Genomic DNA, 25,049 nt, shown 5'->3' with positions numbered 1-25,049 from the left:
GGTGCGAGGGTCGAAGGACAGTCCTCGGGGAGTCGGCAAGGAGGAGCCATGGCGGCAGTCCAGCGCCCCCCGCGCCTCGGATCCGTCGTCGGCGTCGACGGATCTAAAAGCGCGCTGTCCGCCGCCCTGTGGTCCGCCGAAGAGGCGATCCTGCGGGTCACGGGGCTCTTCCTCGTCCACGCCACGGACACGGAGGCCCCCGCCCGGTCCCTCTTCCAGGCCGAGATCGACGAGAGCCGCAGGACCGGTCGCGAACTCCTCGACGTCACGGCTGCGACCGTCTCCGCACGCCACCCCGACGTGCCCGTCGTCAAGGAATTCGGCGACCGGCCGCCCTCCGAGGCGCTGCGGCACACCGCCGCCCTGAGCGGCACGATCGTCGTCGGCCACCGGGGCCGCGGCGGGTTCGCCGCGCTCCTCCTCGGGTCGGTCGGCCTGCGAACGGCGGCGACCGTGGACAGGCCGGTGGTCGTGGTGCGGGGGCACAGCGTGCCCGGACGCCCGGGCGCCGTGCTCGCCGCCGTACGGGACGATCACGACCTCGGCTGCGCGCGGGCGGCCGCCCGCGAGGCCCTGCTGCGACAGCGGACGCTCCGGCTCCTGCACGGGTGGCGAGCCGTCTGGGCACGGCGCGGACGGACCGCCTCGCGCTACCACCCCTGCGACCAGGCCGCCGACCACGTGCTCGCGCGGTCCCGGATGGAGGGCCTCCTCCGTGACGAGTTCCCGGGCCTGAAGACCGAGATCGAGGGCGTGAGGAATCCCAGCGTGGCCGGAGCCCTCGTCGAAGCGAGCCGCGACGCCTGTCTCCTGGTCGTCGGCGGCCACCGGGGCCCCGGATGCCTGGGGCCGACACCGGGCCGGACCACGCTCGCCCTGCTGCAACACGCCCGCTGCCCGGTGGAGCTCATCCCCCGGCACGGACCCGGACACGGGAGTACGTCATGACCACCACCCCGGGACGGCGCGAACTCGTCGTCGGCATCGACCCCGTCCGCGAAGGACACCTCGCCCTGGCCTGGGCGGCCGACGAGGCCCACCGCCGAGGGCTCGCCCTCCGCCTCGTCGTCGCCGTACCACCCGCGCACGACACCCAGCACGTCGACGACACGCCCCGGCACCAGGCCCGGACGCAGCGGGGCAAGGACGCCCTGCGCGCGGCGGCCGACTGGGCCCGGACCCGCCGGCCGGACGTGCCCGTCACCGCCACCCTGGCCGAGGGTCCCCCCGCCGCCGTGATGGCCGGCCTCGCCCAGGAGGCCGTCATGACCGTCCTCGGCTCCCGCCACCTGAGCCGCACCGAGGAGTTCCTCAGCGCCGGTTCCCTCGTCGTGCCCGTCACCGCGCGGGCCCGCTGCCCCGTCGTCGTGGTCGGCGACGCCGAGCACACCACCCAGGACCCGGCGTACCTCGTCGTCGGCGTCGACGGCAGCGAGTCCTCCCGGGCGGCCCTCGCCTTCGCCTTCGAGGAGGCCGACCTCAGGCACTGCGCCCTGCGGGCCGTCGCGGTCTGGCAGCCACCTGTCTTCACCCTCCACACCGGGGACACCCTGTTCCACGCCGAGCGCCGCCTGCTCTCGGAGACCACCGCGGGCTGGGCGGAGAAGTACCCGGACGTACGCCTCACCCACGAAGTGCTCATCGGCTCGCCCGTCGAACTGCTCGCGGACGCCGCCGAGCACGCTCTGGCCGTCGTCGTCGGCCGCCGGGGCCGGGGTGGCTACACCGGCATGCGGGTCGGCTCGGTCGTCCACGGGCTCCTGCACCGCGCCCACTGCCCCGTGATCACCGTCCCCACGGGGTGAGCACGCGCCATGACGACACCGACCGACGCCCGGGCCGCCCCGACCGCCCGGGCGGCAGGACTCACCGCGACGGAGGCGGCCGGCCGCCTCGCCGCCGACGGGCCCAACGAGGTGGCCGCCCGCCGACCCGTACGGCTGCACAGCCGGGTCCTCGCCCAGCTGCGCGACCCACTGATCATGGTGCTGCTCGGCGCCGTCGCGCTGACCCTGGCCATCGGCGACCATCCCGACAGCATCGTCATCGCCCTGGTCATCGTCGTGAACACCACCGTCGGCGTCGTCCAGGAAGTCCGCGCCGACAACGCCGTCGCCGCCCTCTCGGCCCTCAGTGCCCCGCACGCGCGCGTGCGGCGGGAGGGTGCCGTCCGCGACCTCCCGGCCGCGGAGGTCGTCACCGGGGACGTCCTGGTGCTCGGAGAGGGCGACATCGTCGCCGCCGACGCCCGCCTCGACGAGGCGTCCGCCCTCCTCCTGGACGAATCCATGCTCACCGGGGAATCCGTGCCGGTGGACAAGGACGCCGACGGCACCCTGAGCGCGGGCACGGTCGTCGTACGGGGCCGGGCCGTCGCCACCGTCACCGCGACCGGCCCGAGGAGCGCCCTCGGCCGCATCGCCGCCCTTCTCGACGACCGGCGCGAGGCGACCCCGCTCCAGCGCCGGCTCGCGGCACTGGGCCGGGTCCTCGCCGCGGTGACGCTGACCCTGTGCGTGCTGGTCTTCGCCCTGGGCCTCGTACGCGGTCTTCCGCCCGGGACGATGGCGGTGACCGCGATCAGCCTGGCGGTGGCGGCGGTCCCGGAGTCCCTGCCGGCCGTGGTCACCCTCGCCCTCGCCCTCGGGGCGCGGCGCATGGCCGCCCGGCACGCGCTGGTGCGCCGGCTGCCCGCGGTGGAGACGCTCGGTTCGGTGTCCGTCCTCGCCACCGACAAGACGGGCACCCTCACGGAGGGACGCATGGTCGTGCGGGAGGTCTGGACGCCCGAGGCGGGCGTCCAGCTCACGGGCGTCGGCTACGAGCCGGTGGGTGAGGTCCTGGCAGGCGGGAGACCCCCCGCGCCGGAGGAGCTCGCCCCGGTGCGGGAGCTGCTGACGGTGACCGCCCTCTGCAACGACGCCGCCCTGCGCCCGCCGGACGAGACGGACCCGGACGGCCGCTGGACGGCGGTGGGCGACCCCATGGAAGCCGCCCTCCTCGCCGCGGCGGCCAAGGCGGGATGCCCCTCGGAGCGGGAACCGGACGCCCGTCGCCCCCGGATCGCCGAAGCACCGTTCGACAGCCTCCGCAAGCGCATGACCACCCTGCACGAGACCGCTGGCGGACGGGTTCTCGTATGCCTGAAAGGAGCACCCGAGGAAGTCCTCACCCCGGAGGTGCTACGGGCGGACGCGGAGACCCTCGCGCGGGCCGGGGAGGCGGCGGCGCACCTCGCCGAGCGGGGTCACCGGGTGCTCGCGGTGGCCTCAGGCGTACGCCAGGACGTCCCGGTCCCGGTGGCGGCGGCCGAGTCGGGGCTGCGGCTCCTCGGCCTGGTGGCGCTGAGCGACCCGCCGAAGCCCCATGCGACCGGGACGCTGGCCGCCTGCCGTGCGGCGGGCATCACCCCCGTCCTCATCACGGGCGACCACCCGGCGACCGCACGGGCCGTCGCGGACTCCGTCGGGCTCGCCGGCGAAACCGACGGACGGGAACTCCGCGTCGCCACCGGCGAGGACGTCACCGAGGGCCTGATCGACGACCTCACGTCCGTACGGGTCTTCGCCCGCACCGATCCCCAGCAGAAGCTCGACATCGTGGCCGCCTGGCGATCCAAGGGCGCGGTCACCGCCATGACCGGCGACGGCGTCAACGACGGACCCGCTCTGCACCGGGCCGACATCGGCGTCGCCATGGGTGCCCGCGGCACCGAGGTCGCACGCCAGGCCGCGGATCTCGTGCTCACGGACGACGAGCTGTCGACCGTCGTGGCGGCCGTGGAGGAAGGCAGGCGCGTCTACGACAACATCCGCCGTTTCCTCGTCTACGGGATGGCCGGCGGGGCCGCGGAGATCCTGGTGATGCTCGTCGGCCCGCTGCTCGGCCTGCCCCTGCCGCTGCGAGCGGGACAGATCCTCTGGATCAACCTCCTCACCCACGGTCTCACCGGGGTCGCCATGGGCGCCGAGCCGGCATCGCCGGGGACGATGCGCCGCCCTCCGCGCCCTTCGGACCAGCACATCCTCGGCGGCGGCGCCTGGCAGCGCCTGCTCGTCCTCGCCGCCGTCGTCACCGCGGCGTCCCTCGGCGCGGGCCTGGCCGCACGGTCGCTCGGCCTGGCGTGGCAGAGCGTGCTCTTCCTCGCCCTGCTCGCCGCCCAGCTCGGCGTCGTCCTCGGGCTGCGGTCCCGGCCGCTGACCCGGAAGAACCCGTTCCTTCCCCTCTCGGTCCTCACTTCCGCGCTGCTGGCCCTGGCGGCGCTCTACGTGCCCTTCCTCCGTACGGCCCTCGACACCGATCCGCTCGGAGGAGCCGGACTGGGCCTGGCCGCGGCCTGCGCGCCCGCCGGGTTCCTCGCGGCACGAGCCGTCCGCACGGCCTTCCGGGGAACGGGCTCGACAGGAACGACCGGGCCCGCCGGGCTACCGTGAAGACGGGTACGGCAGACGTCGTGCCTCCCGGGCGCGACCGGAGGTCTGATGGACCGGGAAGACGCCGGGCCGGCGGACACCAGGCTGCCGAAGCTCCGGCTGGACGACCTGCTGGACGAGCTGCAGGCGCGCATCGACGACGTGCGCGGCACGAGAGACCGCCTCACGGGCCTCCTCGAAGCCGTCATCTCGGTGGGCCGCGAACTCGACCTCCCCCAGGTGCTGCGGGGCATCGTCGAGGCAGCCGTCTCCCTGGTCGACGCCGAGTACGGCGCCCTGGGCGTCATCGGCGAGGACCAGCGGCTGTCCGAGTTCCTTCCCATCGGCATCGACGACGACCTGCGCGCGCGGATCGGCGCCCTCCCGTCCGGGCACGGCATCCTCGGCGAGCTGATCCGCCATCCGGAGCCGCTGCGCCTGACCGAGCTGTCCGAGCACCCCGCCTCGTACGGCTTCCCGGCCCACCACCCGCCCATGCACTCCTTCCTCGGCGTCCCCATCCGGGTCCGCGACGAGGTCTTCGGCAACCTCTACCTCACCGAGAAGCGCGGGGGTGCCGACTTCGACGCCGAGGACGAGGCGGTCGTGACCACCCTTGCCGTCGCCGCGGGCATCGCCATCGAGAACGCACGGCTCTACGAGGAGGGCAGGCGCCGGCAGCGCTGGCTCGCCGCGAGCTCCGACTTCACCAGCGCCCTGCTCTCCGGCACGGGGGAGGCGGAGGTCCTGGGCGGGATGCTGGAGCAGGCCGTGGACATCGCCGACGCGGACATGGGGGTCTTCTACCTCGTCGGCTCGGAGGGCGAGCTGCGGGGCTCACTGGCCCACGGTGACGGGGCCGAAACCCATCGCGGAGTCGTCCTGCCCAGCAGCGAGGGCACCCTGGCGGCCGCCGCCCTCGGCGAGACCGACGGGCTCGTCACCGTCGCGGACGTGTCCGGCGACGCGCGGGTGACGGTCCAGCCAGAACGCTGGCAGGGCTTCGGCCCGGCCGTGGCCGTCACCGTGGGGACCAAGGAACGGCTCAGCGGCGTCCTGATCCTCGCCCGGCGCAGCGGCCGCCCCCCGTTCCTGAGCTCCGAGACCGCCGCCCTCCCGGGCTTCGCCGGGCAGGCGGCCCTGGCGCTCGAACTGGCCGACCGCCGCCGCGACGCCGAGCAGGTGACCCTCCTGGAGGACCGGGACCGGATCGCCCGCGACCTCCACGACCTCGCCATCCAGCGCCTCTTCGCCACCGGCATGACGCTGCAGAGCGCCCGGCGCTTCGTCGAGCATCCCGGGGCGGCGGACCGCCTGACCCGGGCGATCGACGATCTCGACGCCACCATCAAGATCATCCGCTCGACCATCTTCGGCCTCCGCGAACACGACGCCCCCGGCACCGCGCCCCGGCTCAGGAGCCGGATCGTCACGGCCGTCGACGCGGCCGCGGAGACCCTCGGCTTCGCCCCCGCGCTCCGCATGGAGGGCCTGCTGGACACCGACGTGCCCCCCGACATCGCGGACGCCGTCGTCGCCGTCATCGGCGAATCCCTCACCAACGTCGCCCGGCACGCCCACGCCCACAGGACCGAGATCGCCGTCCTCGTGGACGACGGCGTCCTGGAGGTGGAGGTCACGGACGACGGCACCGGCCTGCCACCGGACCGGGTGGACAGGGGGCTGCGCAACCTCGAGGAACGGGCCGAGCGCCTCGACGGCCGACTGAGCGTCCACTCCCCGACGCGACCCGATGGGGGAACCCGCCTCAGCTGGCGCGTCCCCCTGCCCCCCGACACCTCACAGGAGAATTAACCGTTCCCCGTCGCCTCGTGCTCGTGGGTCTGCGCGGCGATCACGGCCGCCTGCACCCGCCGTTCGACGCCGAGCTTGCCGAGCAACCGGGAGATGTGGTTCTTGACCGTCTTCTCCGACAGATAGAGCCGCTTCGCGATCTGCCGGTTGGTGAGCCCCTCGCCGATCAGCTCCAACACGGACCGCTCACGTTCGGACAGTGCCGCGAGCCGCTCGTCCTCGGGCGGCCGGGCGGTCTCCGGGGAGCGGAGCGACCGCATCAGACGGGCGGTGGTCGCCGGGTCGAGCATCGACTGCCCCGTCGCCACGGTCCGCACCGCCGACACGAGGTCGGACCCCTTGATCTGCTTGAGGACGTACCCCGCCGCCCCTGCCATGATCGCGTCGAGCAGCGCGTCCTCGTCGTCGAACGACGTCAGCATCAGGCACGCCAGCTCCGGCATCCGCGACCGCAGCTCCCGGCACACGGCGATGCCGTCGCCGTCGGGCAGCCGGACGTCGAGCACGGCCACGTCCGGGCGCAGCGCGGGCCCCCGGGCCAGGGCCTGGTCCGCCGTGGACGCCTCCCCGACGACCCGCATGTCGGGTTCGTCGTCGATCAGGTCCCGCAGTCCCCTGCGGACGACCTCGTGATCGTCCACCAGGAAGACCCGGACGGATTCCTCGGCTGCCGGAAGCTCGGTCATGGCGACCCCTGTGCTCGGTGGGCATCTGCCCGCCCCCAGGAGAATTGTCCGTCACAGAGCGCCTTCACGCGGCCCCGAGCTCCATCCGGACGTCGACGACCCCCTCCACAGCGCGGGTGGCACGGGCCGGCAGCGGCACGAGAGCACGGTCCGCGAGCGTCCCCCGCAACGTGGCCACGCCTTCGGTCACCGTGACGTCCACCAGCCTGGCTCGTCCGGTGGAGCCCGTCCGAGCCCGGCTGGTGCGCGGAACTGTCCACTCGGCGGAGGAATCGGCGTTTGTACCGGCCGGAGCGGGACAGACGCCTTGTGTGCCGCGGCGCCTGCTGCGGCACACCAACCGCCGTCCAGGCCGTGCGTACCATCGCCTGCGCGGTCCTGATTCCTGCGGAGGTGCCAGTCATGGCTAAGTGGGGAGGCTCCTTCATTTCTGCTCCAGAGCGGGACGCGCACGGCGGTGGTCCGGCCGGCCACTACGGGGCGGGGGCCGTGGGTGGCCGACCGCTCTCCGGACCACGAGCAGTGTCTGCTAGCGGAGGTCGAGCGCGAGCCCCGGCGGCGAGGACGCGATGCTCGAACGGCGGCTTCGTGCCGTGCGCTGGGCATCTGGGTGGCGTGGCAACCTGATGGTGGTGGCCGGGCTGGTGACTGGGTCCCTGTGACTCCTTGTCGTCGCCGCTTCCACGTCTTCGCCTCCCCTGATCCGGGCGTTCTCCGCCACCTGGGCCTCGACACCGGTGTACGCCCTGCGCCCGCTGTGCCGACGGGTGCCTACGAGAAACCAGGGACAGGACCTCATCGCTTTCGGGCTGAGTAGCTGTCCTGCGGGTTTGGAGGTGTCTAGATGACACCGCGACTACGGACTGCCGTGAACTGGTTTCGGGGCGGGCGCCACTGCGGTGACCTGAGCGTGTCGGTGGAGCGGGCTCCGGCGCGAGGATCTTTGATCACTGTCGAGGGCGAGGCGTGCGCCGGGCGTGCTGCGGACCTTTACAACGTGCTGACCGCCGCGATGGACAGCAGGCCCGGTCCGGTCGAACTCGATCTGTCGAGTGTCACCTCCTGCGATCTTGCGACGTTGCGGGCCCTTCTGCGAGCCCGCCGACGCGCCGCGGGGGAACACCGGGTCCTGCGCGTGCGCCTGAGTCCCGGCCTGGCCCGCGTCGGGGCTTTGACCGGCTCCGGCTCCCTGGGCTCCCTCACGCCGTGCCCCAGGCCCCGTCACCGCACCACCGATCCGTGAACCTCTGCCGCAAACGGCCGAACGCGGAAAGAGGAGGGGTGAAACACGCCCGCCCTGGGCGCCGCCTACCGGCTCAGGGCGGCGCGTGGGTACCACGATGGGCGGGCCGAAGCACCCCATCCCGAGTGAGGAGCCGTCCCGTGCTCGAACGCACACCGCGCAAGGACCGTACCGAGATCACCTTCGTGCTGCCCGCCGACAACCCGCCCGGCCCCGTCAGCGTCGTCGGCGACTTCAACGACTGGCAGCCCGGTACCCACACTCTCACCGCCCGCAAGGACGGCATGCGGGCCGTCACCGTCTCCCTGGCGGGCCGGAACAGCCACTCCTTCCGCTATCTTGCGGCCGGCGACTACTGGTTCAACGAGGACCAGGCCGATGGGGCCGAAGGACCTAACAGCCTTCTGCACACCTGACCGCCCGGTCCCGGTGACGGCATTCACGGGCGGCGTGCCGGCGAGGCCGCCCCCCCGTGATCACTTGAGCCCGTACGAGGCAAGGCCGCGCGGCTCGGGGCCCGGAGTTGCGGCCCGGGGACGAGCGGGAGGAGGGCCGAAGAGGCCACCGGCCGCCTGGGGTGGTGTGCGACAAGCTGCTGAGGCGAAGGCGAGACCTCATGCGAGGCGACTTTTTAGGTCGGCATCCAACGCTACGGTCCGACCGTGCACCTCATCCCCATGGGAGAGCTGGACTGGGATACCGGGCCCGCCCTCGACGACGTCAGCGCCGCTCTCGGTGACGACATGCGCCATCTGCCGTTCGCCGATGTCATCGGTACGCACCGCCTGCTGGCCTGCCCCATCTCATCGAGGGCCGGGGCATCGCCTTCTACGCCTGCAACCGGCAACGCCAGCCTCAGCGTCTTCTGGGTCTGATCGACGACCTCGAACAGCGCCGGGGTCGGGGCGCGCGCATTGCGCCTACCCGCCCGCCCGCCGCGCCGGGGGCCGTGGGCGGCCGCGTGAACCGACCGTGTCGACCTCGGCCGACGTCAGCTGTACTGGGTGAGGTCGCTTTCCCGCTGGGCGCGGTCCTCGATCAGGCGGCGGAAACCCGCCAGCGCATAACGTTCTGACGCCGGTGAGCCGGGCCCTGGCATCCCGGCGACGCGGGCCATGACCTGCTGAGGCTGAGGCTGCCAGCCGACCACCAGGACGCGCAGGCCCAGACATTCCGCGCGTCGGTGCAGGTCCAGGAGGTGCAGCAGGCCGGCGGAGTCCATGAACGCGACACCATGCAGATCGATCATGAGGACCCGGTCATCGGCGGTGACCCGGTCCAGGGCCTGCTGAAGGACCGGCGCGGCCGCCATGTCGAGTTCTCCGCTGGCGCCGATCAGGACCGTGTTGCCGCACCGCTGCGCCTTCACCGTGATCAATGAGGGCTTCCTCCTGCCGCCGTCCCGAGCTGTCTGGCCTGAAGAGCCCATCTTGGCCCCTGTGCGCTTTCAGCCGGTCCTGGGCGCGCCAGATTGCGGCCGTCTTCTTCCCGGCGACCCAATGGACGCGGGTATCCGGATGACGCAGCCCAGCTGCGGCGCCGTGGTGTCGACGTCGAGAGCCGACAGGGGTGTACGCATGGACGGTGGTGGGCCGCCTCGTCGGGCGAAGGCCGCGGCGGCCCGCCCCTACGCGCCATCGGCCGGCCGGGTGAGTGGCGCGTGCGCCGCGGTAGGGCTGGGCGCACGGGTGGCATCGATGCGTGCGGGGCGCTGTGCCATGCGTCTTACGTTCCGATTCCCCGGTGGTGCCGGCGTTGCCGCCCTGCCGGTCCGAAGGGAGCAGCACCCATGCGTAGACGACTGCTGGCTACGGCTGCGGCGGCGGTGGCTCTGTGCGGTATATCCGCACCCCAGGCGCTGGCCGACGCCGGCGTGAGCGGCCAGGACGAGATGTTCTTGATGCGGGCCCATCAAGGGAACCTCGCCGAGATCGCGGCCGGGCACGATGCCCGGAAGCATGCAATGAGCACGTGTGTGAAGCACGTGGGTGCGGCCTTGGTGCGGGATCACACCAAGCTCGACGCGGATCTGAAGATGCTGGCGGACAAGCTGGACGTGACACTGCCGGCGTCCCCGTCCGCGGAGCAGAAGAAGGAGCTCGCCGCCGTGCAGGCGAAGGCCGGCGGCCCGGCGTACGACGCGGCATGGCTCACCACCCAGGACGCCGCGCACCGCAGGACACTCGCGCTGATCGACCAGGAGATCAAGGGCGGGAAGCACCCGCAGGTCGTTGCAGCCGCCCGCACCGCGCGCCCGGTGGTCGCCATGCATCTGGACATGGTCCGAGGCGGCACCTGTCACGCCGCCAAGGACGCCGGAGTGGTCCATGCAGGAAGTGCCGGTCACCTGGCTACGGCCGACGACTCCTCCACCACCGTCGTCGGCATGGCCGGCATGATCGGTGGTGGGCTGCTCACCGTCGGCGGAGCCGTCTGGCTGCTGCGCGCACGCCGCCCGGTCCGCAAGGGCTGAAACACGTGGCATTCCACCGGCTCGCCGCCGCTCTCATGACCGCGTGCGGGCTGAGCGCGGCGGCCACCGGCTGGCTGATCTCCTTGCCGCAGCCGCGCACCGGCGACACCGGCGCCCTGCCCACAGGCGTACACCGTGCCGTCGCCGGCGGCCACGAGGAGCCATCGCCGCCTGTCCGCGTCCAAGGTCCCGCTGGTCTCGATGCCGCCGTCGTACCAGTCGCCGCTCGGCCCGACGGTGCTTTGAACCTGCCGCAGGACTCCCGTACAAGCGGATGGTGGGCTCTTGGAGCTCCGGCGGGCGCGGCTGCGGGCACGGTCCTGATCGCAGGGCACGTCGACACCAAGCAGGGGCTGGGCCCCTTCGCCGCACTGCACGAGACACGTGTAGGAGCCCGCATCGCGGTGACCGGAGCCGACGCCGAAGTGCGCTTCTACCAGGTCACCGCCCGCCGCACCTACTCGCAGCAGAAGCTGCCGCCTGACCTCTTCACTCGCACCGGCCCGTATCGGCTGGTTCTCATCACCTGCGCCGGCCCCTACGACCGCGCGTCGGGTGACTACGAGAAGAACCTTGTCCTGTACGCCGCGCCAACCGGCGCGCCCATCACGTAAGCGGCCGACCCGGTCCGCTTCCACCAGCAGAAGGGAGTGCCCGCGCATGGGGCACGGAGGAAACGTCATCAAGGAACTGACCGCCGACCATCGCGAGGTCGACGCGCTGTTCGCCCAGATCGAAACCCGCGCCGCGGCAGATCCCGAGCGCCGCCGGTTGGCCGACCAGCTCACCATGGAGCTGGTCCGGCACGCGGTGGCCGAGGAGGAGCACCTGTACCCGGCGGTCCGTCGGCATGTCGACGGCGGGGACGACCTCGCCGACAAGGAGATCGCCGACCACAGTGAAGTCGAGCGGCTGCTGAAGGACTTGGAAGGCTGCGAGCCCGGTGACGCCGAGTTCGACACCATGATCACGCGGCTGAAGTCGACCGTGACCGCGCATGTGCGTGACGAGGAGGACCGGCTCTTCCCCCTCCTGGCCGAGGTGTGCCCGCCTGAGGCCCTCGACGAGCTCGGCGAGAAGATCCGCCGGGCCAAGGAGACCGCCCCGACCCGCCCCCACCCCGCGGCCCCGGACACCCCACCGATGAACAAGCTCCTCGCTCCCGGCACCGGCATGGTCGACCGCGTCCGCGACATGCTCACCGGCCGCGGCAAACAGGGCTGACCAGCCGCCACCTCGTGGCGGCTCCAGCGGTTGCCGCCGGCTCGAATCCGTCCTCGGCAGGGACGACGGCCCGGTTCCCCGGATTCTGCTCAGGGGAACCGGACCGTGTCCGCCCGAACCGTGGCGGCACCGTCTGGACGCCCCACACCGTGCGCAATGAGTGCTGGGTGCTCCTCAGGGTCACGGAATGGTCGACGACGCATGCACCCGTGCCGACGGCCCGAAACGTCCTCCCGGTGTGCGGTCCAGGGCCGCCAGCCGAACAGGGCGGCTGATGGGTCAGCCCAGAGAGCTGATGAGGTCGTTGCATGCCTGTTCGCAGCGGCGGCAGGCTTCGGCGCAGACGCGGCAGTGTCCGTGCTGGTCCGCGTGGCGCCCGCACTCGTCGGCGCAGGCTTTGCAGACGGTGGCGCACGCCTGGAGGATCGCGCGGGTGACGTTGGCGTCGTAGCCGGTGTGGCGCGAGAGGACAGCGGCGGTGGCGTTGCAGATGTCGGCGCAGTCGGCGTTGGTGCGGATGCACTTGGTCAGGTCACCCACCATCTCCTCGGACAGGCAGGAGTCCGCGCAGGCGGTACACGCCTGCGCGCAGGCGATGCACTCCTCGATACAGCGGGCGAGTTTGTCGCGGTCTACGCCGCCCAGGTCGGCGGGGTAGGTGTCGAGCATGTTCTTGACCGCGGTGGTCATCAATGCCTCCTGGCACAGGGGTCGTCCTACGCGGCGGGTTGCCGCCCTGAGACGTGTAACACCGGGTGCGGTTCGGGAAACCGGCTGCGTGACCGGCCATCGGTTCGCGGGCGCAGACGCTCAGCCGTACGCCAGATCCGGCAGGTCGGAACTCGCTGCGGTGCGGAGCCCCGCTTCGGGAGCGAAGAGCGCCCCCGACGTCGTGGCCTGAGCGGCCAGGGCCGGGATCCGATATCGGTTTCGTCACTTCCGGAGGCGAGCCAAGGATGTGGGAGTTCCAGCGTGGCGCCGTTCGGCTGCATATCCTGCATCACGCTGCAGAGGAAGAGATCCACGGCGCGTGGATGACCGAGGAGCCGGCCTCCCACGGTTACCGGATCAGCCCGGCACGCTATACCCGACGCCGCACCGGCTGGAGGCGGACGGCCTGCTGACCTCGGAGCGCCGGGTGGGCGGCGGTCGCACCCGGCGCGTCTACAACGCGACCGAGGCCGGGAAGCAGGCCCTGGCCGAGGACCGCAAGGGCCTGGCCGAACCGGCACGCGAGGTCCTCGGCGACGACGTCCCCTGATCAGCCGCGTACCGCTGCTCCGACCACGGCGGAGAGGCGGGTGAGGCGGGCATCGAGGGAACAGACGCCGGGTGCCGAGGAGGAGCAGTAACAGGTTGCCGCAAAGCTGCGGGAGGTCGGTGCGCAATTCGTGGGCGAAGCCCCACCAGCCGGGCTTCGCTTCGAACACCTGAGCGCCCCCTCGCGGGCCTGCGGCTATTGATCAGCAGGGCGCCGAAGCGTGTAGGAGCGCTTCCTGAAGCACCGCCTGGCACCTGCGGCCACGATCATCCAGCTCGAATGCACCCGCGACTGGCGCACCCGCGAAGTGGGTGAGCGAACCTCCTTCCGGTTCGGCTGCCTGGGAGGCGTACCGGAGGGGTACCACGCGAGTGGCGAACGCATCTCCCGCTATCTCCGCTCACCGTACGACCGCTGGGAGCCCCCCCGGAGGCCGACGCCCGCCGCCCGGAGGCGGAGTGGGGCTTCGACCCGGCCCCCGCCGCCGACATCCAGCGACCGGCAGACGACAACGGCCACGCACTACGCCGCCTCGCCGTCCACGAGCCACAGGACCTCAGCCCGTTCGCCGCCGACCTCCACCGCTGGTGGTGCCGGCAGCGGGGGCTCACGGGCAACCAGCTCCTCGCCAAGTCCTACGTCCGGCGGGACCCTCTTTGGGCCCTGCGGCTCGGCGCCGTGCCGTTCTGGCTGCGGTTCGACATGGAGTCCTCGTACGACTCGCTGGAAACCCATCTGGACGCGACCGAACCCTACGCACCCATCCACCTCAACCTCTTCTTCCAGGGGCTGGGGTCTCCGGGCATCGTCCTGCTCGAACGGCGGCAGGCCCTCACCACCTCCCGCGCCACACGCACCGGTCAGATCGTCGGCGTGGCCCGGCACGCCTGTCCCGCCGACCCCGGCAGCACCCTGCGCTACCGGCCGGCCTTCGCACCGCTGCCACCACGCCATCCCCTGCCCGCCCCGCTGCCGGCCGACGCGGTGGGCGTCTTCCTCCGACAGACAGCCGCGCATCACCGGGTGAGCTGGACGCGACCCGGACGTTAGACGTCGGAAGCAAGGGGTACCGATGACGCGCGGTGTGTCAGGGGCAGCAGGTGGACGTTGGGAGGCAGGCATGGAGGCATCGGTGGACCGGATCGCGCAGCCATGGGGCGCCCGTACCCCCTACGGACGGCACGAGCCGTGGCCCGCGCGCGTGGACACCTACCTGGAGGAGGGAGTCGACCCCGAACGAGTGGAGCGCTGGGTGCAGGCCTCGTCGATCCTCCACTCCGACGGGGACGCGATGGACATCGCTGTTGCGGGCGGGCGCATGGTCGGAGTGCGCGGCCGGGCGCAGGACCGGGTGAACCACGGCAGGCTCGGGCCGAAGGACCTCTTCGCCTGGCAGGCCAACGCCTCCCCCGACCGGCTCACCCGGCCGCTGGTCCGCCGGGAGGGGCGCCTGGTGGAGTGCGACTGGGCCACCGCGATGGAGCGGATCGTCGCCCGCTCGCGCGACCTGCTGGGAGAGCGCGGGCCCGGGTCGATCGGCTTCTACACGACCGGGCAGCTGTTCCTGGAGGAGTACTACACGCTCGCGGTGCTGGCCCGCGCGGGGATCGGCACCAACCACCTGGACGGCAACACCCGTCTGTGCACCTCGACCGCCGCCGAGGCGCTGAAGGAGTCCTTCGGCTGCGACGGCCAGCCCGGCAGCTACGACGACGTCGACCACGCCGACGTCATCGCGCTGTACGGCCACAACATCGCCGAGACCCAGCCCGTGCAGTGGATGCGGATCCTCGACCGGCTGGCGGGCGGCGACCCGCCCCGCCTGGTGTGCGTCGACCCGCGCCCCACCCAGGTGGCACGCAAGGCCGCCGTGCACCTGGCCCCACGCCTCGGGACGAACGTGGCCCTGCTCAACGCGCTCCTGCACGAAATCATCCGTACCGACCGCGTGAACCACGACTACATCGCGGCCCACACGGTGGGCTTCGAGGAGCTGGCCGCCCGGGTGGAGGAGTGCACCCCGGCGTGGGCGGCCGGGATCTGTGACGTACCGGCCGCCAGGATCGGCGAAGCCGCAGAGCTCCTCGGCACGGCCGACCGGCTGCTGTCCACCGTGCTGCAGGGCGTCTACCAGGCCCATCAGGCCACCGCCGCAGCCGTACAGATCAACAACCTGCACCTGATCCGCGGCATGCTCGGCCGACCCGGCGCCGGCGTGCTGCAGATGAACGGCCAGCCCACCGCCCAGAACACCCGCGAATGCGGCGCCAACGGCGACCTGCCCGGTTTCCGGAACTGGCAGAACGACAGCCACGTCGCCGACCTGGCACGGGTATGGAACGTCGATCCGAAGACCATCCCGCACTACGCCCCGCCCACCCACGCGATGCAGATGTTCCGCTACGCCGAACAGGGCTCGATCCGCATGCTGTGGATCAGCGGAACCAACCCGGCGGTCTCCCTGCCGGAGCTGTCCCGCATCCGCTCCATCCTGGCCCAGGACCGCCTCTTCGTCGTCGTACAGGACCTGTTCCTCACGGAGACCGCCCAACTGGCCGATGTGGTACTGCCGGCGGCGACGTGGGGCGAGAAGACCGGTACGTTCACCAACGCCGACCGCACGGTCCACCTGTCCGACAAGGCCGTCGAACCGCCCGGCGAAGCCCGGCCGGACCTCGACATCTTCCTGGACTACGCCGCCCGCATGGACTTCCGCGACAAGGACGGCGGACCCCTCATCACATGGCACGACCCGGAGTCCGCGTTCGAGGCGTGGAAACGGTGCAGCGCCGGCCGGCCATGCGACTACACCGGACTCACCTACGGCAAGCTGCGCGGCGCCAGCGGCATCCAGTGGCCCTGCAACGACCAGGCCCCGGACGGTACGGACCGCCTCTACACCGACGGCATCAGCTGGGCGCATCCGGACGTGTGCGAGACCTACGGCAAGGACCTGGCGACCGGCGCGGCCGACGACGTCGTCGAGTACCGCTCCCTCAACCCCGACGGCAAGGCCATGCTCAAGGCGGCCGCCTACCTCCGGCCCCACGAGGAACCCACCGACGAGTACCCTTTCCAGCTGACCACAGGCCGGACCGTCTACCACTTCCACACCCGTACGAAGACGGCTCGTGCGCCCCAGCTCAACGCGGCCGCCCCCGATGTCTGGGTGGAAGCCTCCGTCTCCGACGCGGCCACGCTCCGGCTCGGCGAAGGCGACCTGGTGGAGGTCAGCACGCCACGCGGGGCCGTACAAGGCCGGCTGCGGGTCACCGACATCCGCCCCGGACTCCTCTTCGTGCCCTTCCACTACGGCTATTGGGACACCGAAGCCGGGCACGCCCCCGAAGGCAGCACCCCGGGACGCGCCGCGAACGAGACGACCGTCACCGACTGGGACCCGGTCTCCAAACAGCCGCTGTTCAAGACCGCCGCGGCCGCGCTACGCCTCGTGGAACGCGGCGACGGCAGCAGTGCCCCCGCCCCGACAACCACCGCGTCCGCCCCCGCGCCCGCCTCCGGGACCGATGCCGTACCGCCCGTACCGCCCACGACCGGAGGCCCGTCCGCCCTCGTCACCCAGTCGGCCGACGCCACCTGGGACAGCTCCGAGGAGGAGACCCGGTGAACGGCGTCACCCTCACCCTGCGAGTCCTTCACCACGGCGAGAAGCACCTGGCGAGGCAACTGACGGCGGTGGCCGAACGCCACCGTACGGAGCACGAAGTGCACCACGTGGCCACGGACCTCGCCGACTGGTCCCGCACGCACGTCCAGCGCCTGGCCGCCACCGCCGACCGCCACGGCCTCGACCTCGGCGATTCCGCCGACACGCGCCTTCCGGGCCTGCTGTCCACGCTCAGGGAGAAGGCGTCCCAGGCGGTGGTCCACCGCCCCGAGCCGGGCCTGCTGCTCCTGCGCGATCTGCGAGAGCTCCACCTCGGCGCCACGGAGAACTCCCTTCACTGGGAGATGCTCGCCCAGGCCGCGCAGGCAACGAAGGACGACGGCCTTCTCGACCTGGCCTCCGCATGCCACCCGGCGACCCTGCGGCAGATGCGCTGGACCAACACCATGATCAAGAACCTGTCCCCACAGATCCTGACCAGCCTGTGAGGGACCTGTCCCAGGGCGGCGTCGACGTGGACGTCGGTCCGCCAAGGGATGAGGCGCCGGGCGCGCGCTGGGACCGGGCTGTATCGCCCCTTGGTCGGTCGGCGGAAAGCGGCAGTCGTGACGGACCGGGGCGCGAGCTCTTGGCACATGGTCGTCGGGCCGCCGGCCGAGGGCCATGTGACGCCCTTCGAACCGCTGCCCTCGCGCGTCGCCGGATACTCCGGCGTTGATGGGGTTTTCCAGATTCCAGGAGCCCTATCAGGGTCGCTGGCCTCAGCGACGCACGGATCCTCCCGGGCCGCGGGCGGCGCTGCGCGCCCGCGTAGAACTCGGCTGCTCCTTGGCCGGGGTGAACCTCGCGCTGCGCCATATGCGCGACCCCGGCCAGGACCGGGCGATGATCGTCCGCTTCGCGTACTTTCGCTCCAAGCGGCTCTGTTCGGGCGCGGAGCTTGAGCGTTTCCTCAAGCAGCGGCTCACCCCCGCGGAGACGATCTTCATCGTCGGCTGTGCCCTATGGCCGATGTCGGGACTGGGTGACGGGCACCGCTTCCGGTTCGGCGCCCTCGGAGGGATGGCGGCGGACGAGTACGTCACCGGCGGAGACCGGGCCGCCCGGCCCCTCGCCGCACGGAGCGTGGCGGTACGCCAGTAGGACGCGCCTCGGGCCGGCGTGCGGTACGCCGAGGCCCAGTCGGGTGACGGCGCCTCACCCCGGACATTCTGGCGCTGGCGAAGCGATGCGGGCATCGGGTGCGTCGTATTACTGTCGCCGAACCGGAAGACCTCGGCTCGTTCCCTGCCGGGTCCTACCGCTGATGCCGTTACCGCCGCGGCCTGCCAGGGGACGGCGATTGCTCACGGCGGTGTTCCGCCTGTCCGGATGGGCGGGGCCGTTCAACAGGGGCGTCATGCGGTCGCGCGGCCAGGCGCCGACGGGGCGGCCCTGAGGGCCGCCTTTGGGCGTAGCACGGCCGGCCCCTGCCCGGGGCGCCTTGTCCGGTGTCCCACACGATCGGAATCTTCGGGCCGCCCGGCTTCCACTTGCTCACGGCAACCAGCCGCTCGACGGCCCTGCAAACCTGCACAGTGCCAACGGCAGCCTCGACGCCGATCTCCAAGTGGATATCACCCTGCACCGCGGCCCAGCGCACGCGGCCGGTCCCCAGCGCGGCCGCCCCGAGCACGGCTGGCCGGACGGCATTCGGTGCTTGCCCTCGCCCCGGGCGAACGGGTGGCAGAGAGGACCGGTCAGGCGCCTGAGCCTGGTTCCTCGTCCTCGATGACGTGCACGGCCGCTTCCTCGGCGCTCGCCGCGCCTCCGTCGATGCCTTCGTCCCGGGCGATCAGTTCCTTGGTGGTGTCGGTACGGACGCCCTCGTCCGGCGCCCTCAGCCGCCCGGCGCGGTCGGCACCCACCTCGGCGTCGATCAGTTCCCCCTGTCCGCCGGGCAGGTCCCCGAGACCGTCCCCCTCGGGCTCCGCCACGTCCGGGACCTCCTGGGACAGCCTTTCGTCCAGAGTCTCGCCGGCGTTCTGCTCCTCCGCGGTGATGCCGTACTTGGTGACGCCCAACGGCTTCTCGGGAGGGGAGTAGCCCTCGTCCAGCATGTCGTCGTAGGTGCGCTCGTCCACGGCGTTCTCGAGATCCAGGGCAGCCGCGTCCTCCTGCTCCTCGTTCGTTCCCGTGAGTTGGTAGGCGTCGTCCGCCATCTGGTTCTCGCTCATGGGGCCTCCTTTCGCCGTGGTCGTGAGGACCGCGGCCGAGGGTGCGGTGATCATGCGCCGAGGTGTGTGATCGCGGTCTCCAGCCGCAACGCCAAGGCGTCCATGTCCTGCTCGGTCGGCGGGCCGGGCGGCAGCGTCGTGGCCAGATCGCGGCCGGAGACGATTTCGACGGCTCCGTCATACGGTTCCGATGCCAGCCGGTCCGAGGGGACAACCTCCACACGTCCTTCCAGTAACACGAGCGAGTTGTTCTCGCCCGACCGGTCAAGGAGGGCGCGGACCTGTGCGCGCGTGACCGCCATGGCCCTGCCCCTTCTCATCGGCTTCCGGTGCCGGAGTCGGTTCCCTCGGGGCTCCCGGTTTCCTCCTCGGATGTGGCCTCGACACCCGCCAGGGGCTCCCCGCTACCGGTGCCGGCCTGGTGGTAACCCTCTCGGGCGCTCGCCGTGCCGGGCACGACGCGCTCCCGAGCCCGGCTCTCCGAGCCGGAGTGGGCTCCTGGTTCCTCGCTGCTCCGGGCGCGCTCGTAGTCGTTCTGCGGCGCGTCGTCCGGTGTGCGCTCGGTCATCTCACTGTCCTTCTGACTCGATGATCCTCTGCGGCGCCTGCCCGCAGGAGGGCGGGTGAAACAGCCGTGAGCGTCAGGCCGGCGGCACCTGTCCCGCAGGTGCCGCCGGCCTGACGGAAAAGGAAGTGCCGGCGCTCTCAGGGAGGTTCTTTGCCCGTCCGCTCATCGCGTCACGCAGAGGGTCGACGAGTCCGCCCCCTGGGCCCGGAAGCTTGTCGGCGGGTGGCTTGTCGGGGGCGGACGGGTGCGGACGTGCGGGCGCCGTCTTCTCGGCCTGGCGCACCTTGTCGCCGAGCTTCTCGAGCGTTTCCGCGAAACGCCCTTGCCGCAGGCAAGGGAACAGATTGTTCTCCTCGTCGTTCACGTGGCTGCGGATCTGCGTCATCAGCTTCATGACGAGCTCGTCGAACCGGGGATGATCGCCGCCGCACCCCTCGAGTTCCTTCATGATGCGTTCCGCTGCCGCGTGATCTTCCAGTCCCTCGTCGGCCGCGCTCGCGTCGAAAGGATTGTGACCTGCGTCATTTCTCGGACGCCCGCGAAGCGATACGGTCCCCTTTTCTTTTTCACCCCCTCCCTTACTTCGAATTGGTCACCGTGCCGACAGAACCCTCTCTCTCCTCACTCATAGCGGCGACGACCCAATGGATCATGCACGCCTATCCCTCCGGCGGCGGGGTTTTGCAGCACGGCCTCGCCGAGGCCCAGGCGCGCCAGGCCGTCACCGTCGCAGCGTGGCTGCGGTATCCCACGGAGCTGGACACCCAGCTGATGGACCTGACGGGGCCCGGCGGCTCCGCACGGCTCGACCGGGTCACAGGCGCGGAGGCCGACGAGGGCGCGTGGGCCCCTGAGCCGCACGCGTGGCGCACGTGGGTGGACGAGGTCGTCGCGAGCTGGGCCGCCTGCCTGCTCGGCACGCCGGCCTTGGTCACCGCGGCGCTCACCGCTCTCGCCGGGTCGACGCGGGCGGCAGGCGAAACGGTCGGTTTCCGGCGCCTGAGTCACCCGAACCAGAACGACCGGCAAGCAGCCGCGCTGCTGCGGCACCCGGACCTCCTCGCTCCTGTGGCCGAGCTCCACCGCGCGCAGCTTGAGGACCTCCTGGAAAGCAGCGTGCCCTCCTCGTCCTGACCACGACTTCCCCTCCCCGGGAAGCAGTGCCGCAGTCGTCGGTCCCGGCGGTGTCCATCTTTACGAGTACGGAATTCTTGTCGCGCTCGAGGGCGAGGTCGCCGCTGGGGGCGATGCCGACGGAATGCCCGCCCTCCGAACGGGGCGCCTTTCAATGTGCGGGTGCACGCCGGGTCGACGGGTCGCCGACGACCTCGCCGACAACGCGGCGGCATGGCCGGAGGCGTTTTCGAAGCCGGCGAGGTTTATCTGGGCGGTGTGTCTTCCTTCCCTCGCGGTTCTATGGCTCTCAGCCGTGGCCGACCCTTCCTGACGGGCGTGCGTGCCGCGGCGAGCAGGTGCTCGCTCGGCGGCGCCCTTCGGGGAGCGGTCCGTCACGGGTGGTCGGGGCGCTGCTCCGGCGGCGTGGGGCCGCCCGTGCGGGCCCTGCCCTTCTTGTCGCCCTCGCCCTCCGGCTGCTTGCCGGTCTGCTGGGCGGCCTTGAGGTGCCTGCTGTCCTGCGGTGTGGCAGCGCCCTTTCCGCTACGGCGCGCTTCCGGTTGCTGAACGTCACCCATGGTCTGGTCTCCTTCGCGCCGGGCCGGCCGGGGCCGTTTCCGCGGGCCTCCCCGCTGCCGTGCCCTCCCGTTCCGTTTCGGTGCGCGGCTACCCGCACGGGACCGGCTCACACGGGGTGCCACGCGGGGCCGTGCAGGTCAGCGGTGCGGCGCCGCCGGGGCGGGCCACGCGTCCGCAGCGGGGCGTGCCGCCGACCGCACCGCTTCCAGTACCTCCTCCGCCTGGATTCGCAGGAGCCGGGCGTCGGGGGCCGGGCCGTGGGCGTCACCCGGGCGCAGGGGGTCCTCGCCTGGGCGCGGATGCCACAGGACCCGGTGCCGCACGTCGTCGGGCGGTCCCCACAGGCGCGGGGCCACCGGGCCGAAGAGGACGACCGACGGGGTGCCGAGGGCCGTGGCCAGGTGGGCGAGTCCGGTGTCCCCGACCACCACACAGCGCGCCGCGGCCACCAGGGAACAGAGCCTGGCGAACGGAACGTCCTCGGCGCCGCCCCACACCGCCTCCGACGGCAGGCCCGCTTCCGCCGCCACGCGCCGGGCGAGCGGGCCCTCCCCGGCCCCCGCGGTGACGACGACGCGGTGCCCGGCCCGGTCCAGCGCCCGCGCCACGGCCGCGAACCGTTCCGGCGGCCAGCGGCGGGCGGCGGAATCCGCGCCCGGATGGATCACGATCGCCCCGGGAGCGGGGGAAGGCTCGGCGGGGTGCGGGACGCGCACGTCCGCCGGGTCGGCCTCGATCCCGTACCACCGCAGCAGCCGGCACCAGCGGTCACGCTCGTGCTCGTCCTCCCGCCACACGGGTCCCGCGATGTCCGGCGTGTGCGGGTGCCGGAAGGCGAGGAGACGCTCCGGACGCAGGTGCTGGAGGAGCCGGTGGCTGACGGGGCCGTTCCCGTGCAGGTCCACCGCCATCTCCGGCGGAGGGCCGGTCCAGGCGAGCGCGGTGGGAACGGCGCGGCCGGGTGCGGCCGCGGGCAGCAGCCGGTGCACGAGGCCGGTGGCCGCGGCGGCGGCCGCCAGGCGGGAGGGGGCCGCCAGCACGAGGTCGTGCCCCGGCAGGGCCCGGCGCAGCGCCCGCAGGCACGGCACCACGGCCAGCAGGTCGCCGAGCCCCAGGGCTCGCAGGACCAGTATGCGCGGGCGCGCTTCGCGAACGTCCCCGGCCCGCACGGGAACCGGTCGGCCGTCACCCGCCGGTGGAGCACCGGTGGCCTGCGCCGGACGTTCCTCGGGCAACGGCGCGCCCCCTGCCCGGGCCGGGCGTACGTCGGGCGGCGGCGTCCCGGCTGGGCGCGCCGGGCGGGGGGCGTGGGGGGCGCGGTTCACGGCCAGGACGGTTCCCGGCGCGGGACGACGACGAGTTCTCCGACGGCGCTGCCGGCCGGCACGGACAGTGCGTAGAGCACCGTGTCGGCGACGATCTCCGGGCTCTGCAGCATGGCGGTGTCGGCGTCGGGGAACCGCTCCATGATGAAGGCGGTCTCCATGCCGCCGGCGATGATCCCCGTCACCCCGATGCCCTCGCAGTCGCGCTGGGCCTCCTTGAACAGGGTGTGGGTGAACGCGCGGAGTCCCGACTTGCTCGCCGCGTAGGGGCCGGCTTCCGTCCAGGTGCGGTTGGCGGCGGTCGAGAGGATGTTGACGATGTGGCCGCCACCCCGGGCCACCATGCGGCGGTACCCCTCCAGGCACAGGTACATCGGGCCGAGGAGGTTGGTGGTCACCACGCGGGAGACCTCCTCGGCGGTGAGGTGCTCGGCCGACTTCGACACGTCCACGGCGGCGTTGTTGACGAGGACGTCGACGCGCTCCCCGGCCTCGTCGAGGTCCCGGAAGACGTCGGCGACCGCGCCCGCGTCGCAGACGTCGAGGCCGACGGAGCGGGCGCGCCCGCCCTGGGCCGTGAGCTCCTCGCACAGTTCCTTGGCCAGGTCCTGCCGCACGTCCGCCACGACGACGGAGGCGCCGGCCGCCGCCAGCCGCCGGGAGATGGCCGCTCCCAGCCCTCTGGCCCCGCCGGTGACCAGCGCCTGCCTGCCGCTGAGATCCGAGTACACCGCGCCGCTCATCCGGATGCCCTTCGTCGTGTGACCCGTGCCGCCCGGGCGGTCCCGCCCGCCACGACCCTACGGGTCCACTGTCGCCAACCGGAGCCGCCCGGGCACCCTGGGTTAGCCCGCGGGGCGGCACGTGTGTGCCGCGCGCCACGCCCGGTCGGAGGCGGGACGGCCCGCGGGCGCGTGTGAGCAACCCCACGACGGGGCCCGGACCCCGGGCGGGCCAAGGGATGCGGCCGCCGGACCGGTGCCGGCCGGCCGGACGGCCACCCCGGTGGTGCCGGCCGGTCTGCCACGATGGTCCGGGACCGATCCCCTCCCTCGCCGGGCGCCGCGCGCTCCGCCGGTGCGGGTGGTCCTCTCCCTTCCGTCCTGCCGTCCTCGCGCCCCGGGGTGACTCCGTCGTGCCTTCCTCCGTTCCGTCCCGCTCGCCGTGGCGGTCCCTGCGCTACCGCAGCATGCGGTGGTGGGCCGTCGCCAACTTCGTGTCCAACGCGGGTACGTGGATGCAGCTGACGGTGCAGAACCTGCTCGTGCTCCAGATCACCGGCTCCGCCGCCGCGACGGGCCTGTCGGTCTCCGTGCAGGCGGCGCCCGGGCTGCTGTTCGGCCTCATGGGCGGTGCGGTCGTCGACCGCTGGCCGCGCCGGCTCACCGCGGCGGTGGGACAGGCGCTGCTGGGCGCGGTGGCCCTCGTGACGGCGGTCCTGGTCGCCCTCGACGGGCTCAGCCTGCCGGTGCTGCTGGTCCTGGCGGCGGTCACCGGCCTGATCGCGACCGTCGACGGCCCGGCCTGCGCCCTCCTGGGCAACGACCTGGTCTCCCGCGACGACGTGCCGTCCGCGATCGGGGTGGGCTCGCTCGTCCACAGCGCCGGCCGACTGGTAGGCGCCGCGCTCGCAGGCGTGGCCGTCGGGTTCCTCGGCACCTCGGCGGCCTACGCGGCCAACGGCCTGTCCTTCCTCTTCGTCGCCTGCGTCATCCCGTTCCTCAAGGCGGCGGATCCGGCCGCCGGGCGGGCGCCGGACGACGAGGCGGCCAAGGAGGCGGCCGCCGCCGAGCAGACCGCGGGAGCCGGCGCGCGGGAGGGCCTGGCCTTCTTCATGCGGCGTCCCCGGCTCGTCGCGCTCGCCGCGCTCAACGGGATCAGTGCGATGTTCGGCCGCAACTACTCGCTGACGCTGGTCGTCCTGGTCACCGGGCCGCTCGCCGGGGACGCCGGGGCCTTCAGCAAGGTGTCCACGGTCCTCGCCGTCGGCGGCATCATCGGCGCCGTCCTCGGGGCGCGGCTGCGCAGGCCCGGCGTACGGCTCGTGGGTCTCCTCACGGTCGCCGGCGCGCTGCTCCAGGTACTGGCCGGCCTCTCTCCGTCGCTGGCCGTGCTCCTCGTCCTCGTCCTTCCCATGGCGGTGGCGGAATCCGTCGGGGACACCGCCCAGTCCACGGTGCTGCAGACCGACCCTCCGCCGCACATGCGAGGCCGCGTCCTGGGTGCCTGGTCCAGCATCCGCACCGTGTGGGGGCTCGCCGCGCCGCCCGCGCTGGGGCTGATGATGGAGCTGGCCGGCGTACGGACCGCCCTGGTGGCGGGCGGCCTGGTCGTGACCGCGGCAGTGGCGGCGGGGTACCTCCTGCGCGGCCGGGAGCCCCGGGTGGCTCCGGCCGCGCGGACCCCGGAGGCCGCCGCGCCCGCCCTCGCCGCACTGGAGAAGGCGGCCTGAGAAGCCGGCCGGAAACGGCGGCCCGGCACCCCGCGGTCCCGGTCACTCCCGGTA

At 72.6% G+C, this 25,049-nt stretch carries 26 protein-coding genes and 2 pseudogenes; 17 read left to right on the top strand and 11 right to left on the bottom strand.

The window, feature by feature from the left end:
• The first annotated feature begins 48 nt into the window (after positions 1 to 48).
• Genes IE245_RS15495 through IE245_RS15480 form a run of 4 tightly spaced genes read left to right on the top strand, consistent with a single transcriptional unit; the run spans position 49 to position 6,227 of the window.
• Complete coding sequence (locus IE245_RS15495) at positions 49 to 948, top strand: universal stress protein (RefSeq protein WP_189947716.1); 900 nt, start codon at positions 49 to 51, stop codon at positions 946 to 948.
• A complete protein-coding gene (locus IE245_RS15490) occupies positions 945 to 1,805 on the top strand; it encodes a universal stress protein (RefSeq protein WP_189947714.1) in 861 nt (286 codons plus the stop codon). The genes IE245_RS15495 and IE245_RS15490 overlap by 4 nt, the downstream gene beginning before the upstream one ends.
• 9 nt (positions 1,806 to 1,814) lie before the next feature.
• Positions 1,815 to 4,433, top strand: coding sequence for a cation-translocating P-type ATPase (locus IE245_RS15485; RefSeq protein WP_189947711.1), 2,619 nt, complete (start codon positions 1,815 to 1,817; stop codon positions 4,431 to 4,433).
• A 48-nt stretch (positions 4,434 to 4,481) separates the two neighbouring features.
• Positions 4,482 to 6,227 carry a sensor histidine kinase gene (locus IE245_RS15480; protein WP_189947709.1) on the top strand — a complete coding sequence of 582 codons (1,746 nt, stop codon included), beginning with the start codon at positions 4,482 to 4,484 and terminating at the stop codon, positions 6,225 to 6,227.
• Here the strand turns inward: IE245_RS15480 and IE245_RS15475 are convergent.
• Positions 6,224 to 6,913 carry a response regulator gene (locus tag IE245_RS15475; protein ID WP_189947707.1) on the bottom strand — a complete coding sequence of 230 codons (690 nt, stop codon included), beginning with the start codon at positions 6,911 to 6,913 and terminating at the stop codon, positions 6,224 to 6,226. The two genes, IE245_RS15480 and IE245_RS15475, sit on opposite strands and share 4 nt — an antisense overlap.
• Positions 6,914 to 6,977: 64 nt before the next feature.
• A pseudogene (locus IE245_RS38055) lies at positions 6,978 to 7,115 on the bottom strand (BON domain-containing protein); the annotation flags it as partial.
• Positions 7,116 to 7,757: 642 nt separating this feature from the next.
• On the opposite strand from IE245_RS38055, the gene IE245_RS38050 reads away from it, so the two are divergent.
• The 3 genes from IE245_RS38050 to IE245_RS15460 all read left to right on the top strand — a co-directional run bounded on the left by IE245_RS38050 (position 7,758) and on the right by IE245_RS15460 (position 9,031).
• Positions 7,758 to 8,156 carry an STAS domain-containing protein gene (locus IE245_RS38050; RefSeq protein WP_189947705.1) on the top strand — a complete coding sequence of 133 codons (399 nt, stop codon included), beginning with the start codon at positions 7,758 to 7,760 and terminating at the stop codon, positions 8,154 to 8,156.
• 140 nt (positions 8,157 to 8,296) lie between these two features.
• On the top strand, positions 8,297 to 8,572 hold the full coding sequence (locus IE245_RS15465) for an isoamylase early set domain-containing protein (protein ID WP_189947703.1): 276 nt from the start codon (positions 8,297 to 8,299) through the stop codon (positions 8,570 to 8,572).
• A gap of 246 nt (positions 8,573 to 8,818) precedes the next feature.
• On the top strand, positions 8,819 to 9,031 hold the full coding sequence (locus IE245_RS15460; RefSeq protein WP_189947701.1) for a hypothetical protein: 213 nt from the start codon (positions 8,819 to 8,821) through the stop codon (positions 9,029 to 9,031).
• 116 nt (positions 9,032 to 9,147) lie between these two features.
• On the opposite strand, the gene IE245_RS15455 is transcribed toward IE245_RS15460, so the two are convergent.
• A complete protein-coding gene (locus IE245_RS15455) occupies positions 9,148 to 9,525 on the bottom strand; it encodes an STAS domain-containing protein (protein ID WP_229851318.1) in 378 nt (125 codons plus the stop codon).
• Positions 9,526 to 9,945: 420 nt separating this feature from the next.
• Between IE245_RS15455 and IE245_RS15450 the strand changes: the two genes are divergently transcribed.
• Genes IE245_RS15450 through IE245_RS15440 form a run of 3 tightly spaced genes read left to right on the top strand, consistent with a single transcriptional unit; the run spans position 9,946 to position 11,853 of the window.
• Positions 9,946 to 10,629: a DUF4142 domain-containing protein gene (locus IE245_RS15450; protein WP_229851302.1), complete on the top strand. Its 684-nt coding sequence runs from the start codon at positions 9,946 to 9,948 to the stop codon at positions 10,627 to 10,629.
• Positions 10,630 to 10,634: 5 nt separating this feature from the next.
• The gene (locus IE245_RS15445) at positions 10,635 to 11,243 is read left to right on the top strand and encodes a class F sortase (RefSeq protein WP_189947697.1); all 609 of its coding nucleotides are present in this window, start codon (positions 10,635 to 10,637) and stop codon (positions 11,241 to 11,243) included.
• A 46-nt stretch (positions 11,244 to 11,289) separates the two neighbouring features.
• Complete coding sequence (locus IE245_RS15440; RefSeq protein WP_189947694.1) at positions 11,290 to 11,853, top strand: hemerythrin domain-containing protein; 564 nt, start codon at positions 11,290 to 11,292, stop codon at positions 11,851 to 11,853.
• Between the two features lie 279 nt (positions 11,854 to 12,132).
• Here the strand turns inward: IE245_RS15440 and IE245_RS15435 are convergent, their stop codons facing one another.
• Positions 12,133 to 12,543 carry a four-helix bundle copper-binding protein gene (locus tag IE245_RS15435; RefSeq protein WP_189947692.1) on the bottom strand — a complete coding sequence of 137 codons (411 nt, stop codon included), beginning with the start codon at positions 12,541 to 12,543 and terminating at the stop codon, positions 12,133 to 12,135.
• A gap of 268 nt (positions 12,544 to 12,811) precedes the next feature.
• Here IE245_RS15435 and IE245_RS15430 point away from each other — a divergent pair, with 268 nt between their 5' ends.
• From IE245_RS15430 to IE245_RS15410, 5 genes are all read left to right on the top strand, one after another.
• A complete protein-coding gene (locus IE245_RS15430) occupies positions 12,812 to 13,114 on the top strand; it encodes a PadR family transcriptional regulator (protein WP_308436612.1) in 303 nt (100 codons plus the stop codon).
• 678 nt (positions 13,115 to 13,792) lie between these two features.
• On the top strand, positions 13,793 to 14,164 hold the full coding sequence (locus tag IE245_RS15425; protein WP_189947690.1) for a hypothetical protein: 372 nt from the start codon (positions 13,793 to 13,795) through the stop codon (positions 14,162 to 14,164).
• Between the two features lie 70 nt (positions 14,165 to 14,234).
• Positions 14,235 to 16,742 (top strand): molybdopterin oxidoreductase family protein, encoded by a 2,508-nt coding sequence (locus IE245_RS15420; RefSeq protein WP_189947688.1) that lies wholly within the window; start codon positions 14,235 to 14,237, stop codon positions 16,740 to 16,742.
• Entirely contained in the window at positions 16,739 to 17,230 is a 492-nt protein-coding gene (locus IE245_RS15415) for a hypothetical protein (RefSeq protein WP_189947686.1), read from the top strand. The genes IE245_RS15420 and IE245_RS15415 overlap by 4 nt, the downstream gene beginning before the upstream one ends.
• Before the next feature lie 349 nt (positions 17,231 to 17,579).
• Positions 17,580 to 17,885: a hypothetical protein gene (locus IE245_RS15410; protein ID WP_189947684.1), complete on the top strand. Its 306-nt coding sequence runs from the start codon at positions 17,580 to 17,582 to the stop codon at positions 17,883 to 17,885.
• A 596-nt stretch (positions 17,886 to 18,481) separates the two neighbouring features.
• Here IE245_RS15410 and IE245_RS15405 read toward each other — a convergent pair.
• From IE245_RS15405 to IE245_RS15390, 4 genes and pseudogenes are all read right to left on the bottom strand, one after another.
• Complete coding sequence (locus tag IE245_RS15405) at positions 18,482 to 18,958, bottom strand: DUF5709 domain-containing protein (protein ID WP_189947682.1); 477 nt, start codon at positions 18,956 to 18,958, stop codon at positions 18,482 to 18,484.
• Between the two features lie 50 nt (positions 18,959 to 19,008).
• On the bottom strand, positions 19,009 to 19,260 hold the full coding sequence (locus IE245_RS15400) for a hypothetical protein (protein ID WP_189947680.1): 252 nt from the start codon (positions 19,258 to 19,260) through the stop codon (positions 19,009 to 19,011).
• Between the two features lie 14 nt (positions 19,261 to 19,274).
• Positions 19,275 to 19,526 (bottom strand): hypothetical protein, encoded by a 252-nt coding sequence (locus tag IE245_RS15395; RefSeq protein ID WP_189947678.1) that lies wholly within the window; start codon positions 19,524 to 19,526, stop codon positions 19,275 to 19,277.
• A gap of 145 nt (positions 19,527 to 19,671) precedes the next feature.
• A pseudogene (locus IE245_RS15390) lies at positions 19,672 to 20,016 on the bottom strand (hemerythrin domain-containing protein); the annotation flags it as partial.
• A gap of 161 nt (positions 20,017 to 20,177) precedes the next feature.
• Here IE245_RS15390 and IE245_RS15385 point away from each other — a divergent pair.
• The gene (locus IE245_RS15385; RefSeq protein WP_189947674.1) at positions 20,178 to 20,660 is read left to right on the top strand and encodes a hypothetical protein; all 483 of its coding nucleotides are present in this window, start codon (positions 20,178 to 20,180) and stop codon (positions 20,658 to 20,660) included.
• A 374-nt stretch (positions 20,661 to 21,034) separates the two neighbouring features.
• Here IE245_RS15385 and IE245_RS15380 read toward each other — a convergent pair whose 3' ends face one another.
• The 3 genes from IE245_RS15380 to IE245_RS15370 all read right to left on the bottom strand — a co-directional run bounded on the left by IE245_RS15380 (position 21,035) and on the right by IE245_RS15370 (position 23,286).
• Complete coding sequence (locus IE245_RS15380) at positions 21,035 to 21,217, bottom strand: hypothetical protein (RefSeq protein ID WP_189947672.1); 183 nt, start codon at positions 21,215 to 21,217, stop codon at positions 21,035 to 21,037.
• Between the two features lie 138 nt (positions 21,218 to 21,355).
• Positions 21,356 to 22,453 carry a glycosyltransferase family 9 protein gene (locus IE245_RS15375; RefSeq protein WP_373305332.1) on the bottom strand — a complete coding sequence of 366 codons (1,098 nt, stop codon included), beginning with the start codon at positions 22,451 to 22,453 and terminating at the stop codon, positions 21,356 to 21,358.
• Between the two features lie 86 nt (positions 22,454 to 22,539).
• Positions 22,540 to 23,286 (bottom strand): SDR family oxidoreductase, encoded by a 747-nt coding sequence (locus tag IE245_RS15370; protein ID WP_189947669.1) that lies wholly within the window; start codon positions 23,284 to 23,286, stop codon positions 22,540 to 22,542.
• Positions 23,287 to 23,732: 446 nt separating this feature from the next.
• On the opposite strand from IE245_RS15370, the gene IE245_RS15365 reads away from it, so the two are divergent.
• Positions 23,733 to 24,995: an MFS transporter gene (locus IE245_RS15365; protein WP_229851316.1), complete on the top strand. Its 1,263-nt coding sequence runs from the start codon at positions 23,733 to 23,735 to the stop codon at positions 24,993 to 24,995.
• Positions 24,996 to 25,049 lie beyond the last annotated feature (54 nt).

The sequence above is a fragment of the Streptomyces roseolus genome, assembly GCF_014649855.1.
In the GTDB taxonomy this organism is placed as follows: Bacteria; Actinomycetota; Actinomycetes; order Streptomycetales; family Streptomycetaceae; genus Streptomyces; species Streptomyces roseolus.
This window is presented reverse-complemented; position numbering and strand designations above follow the sequence as displayed.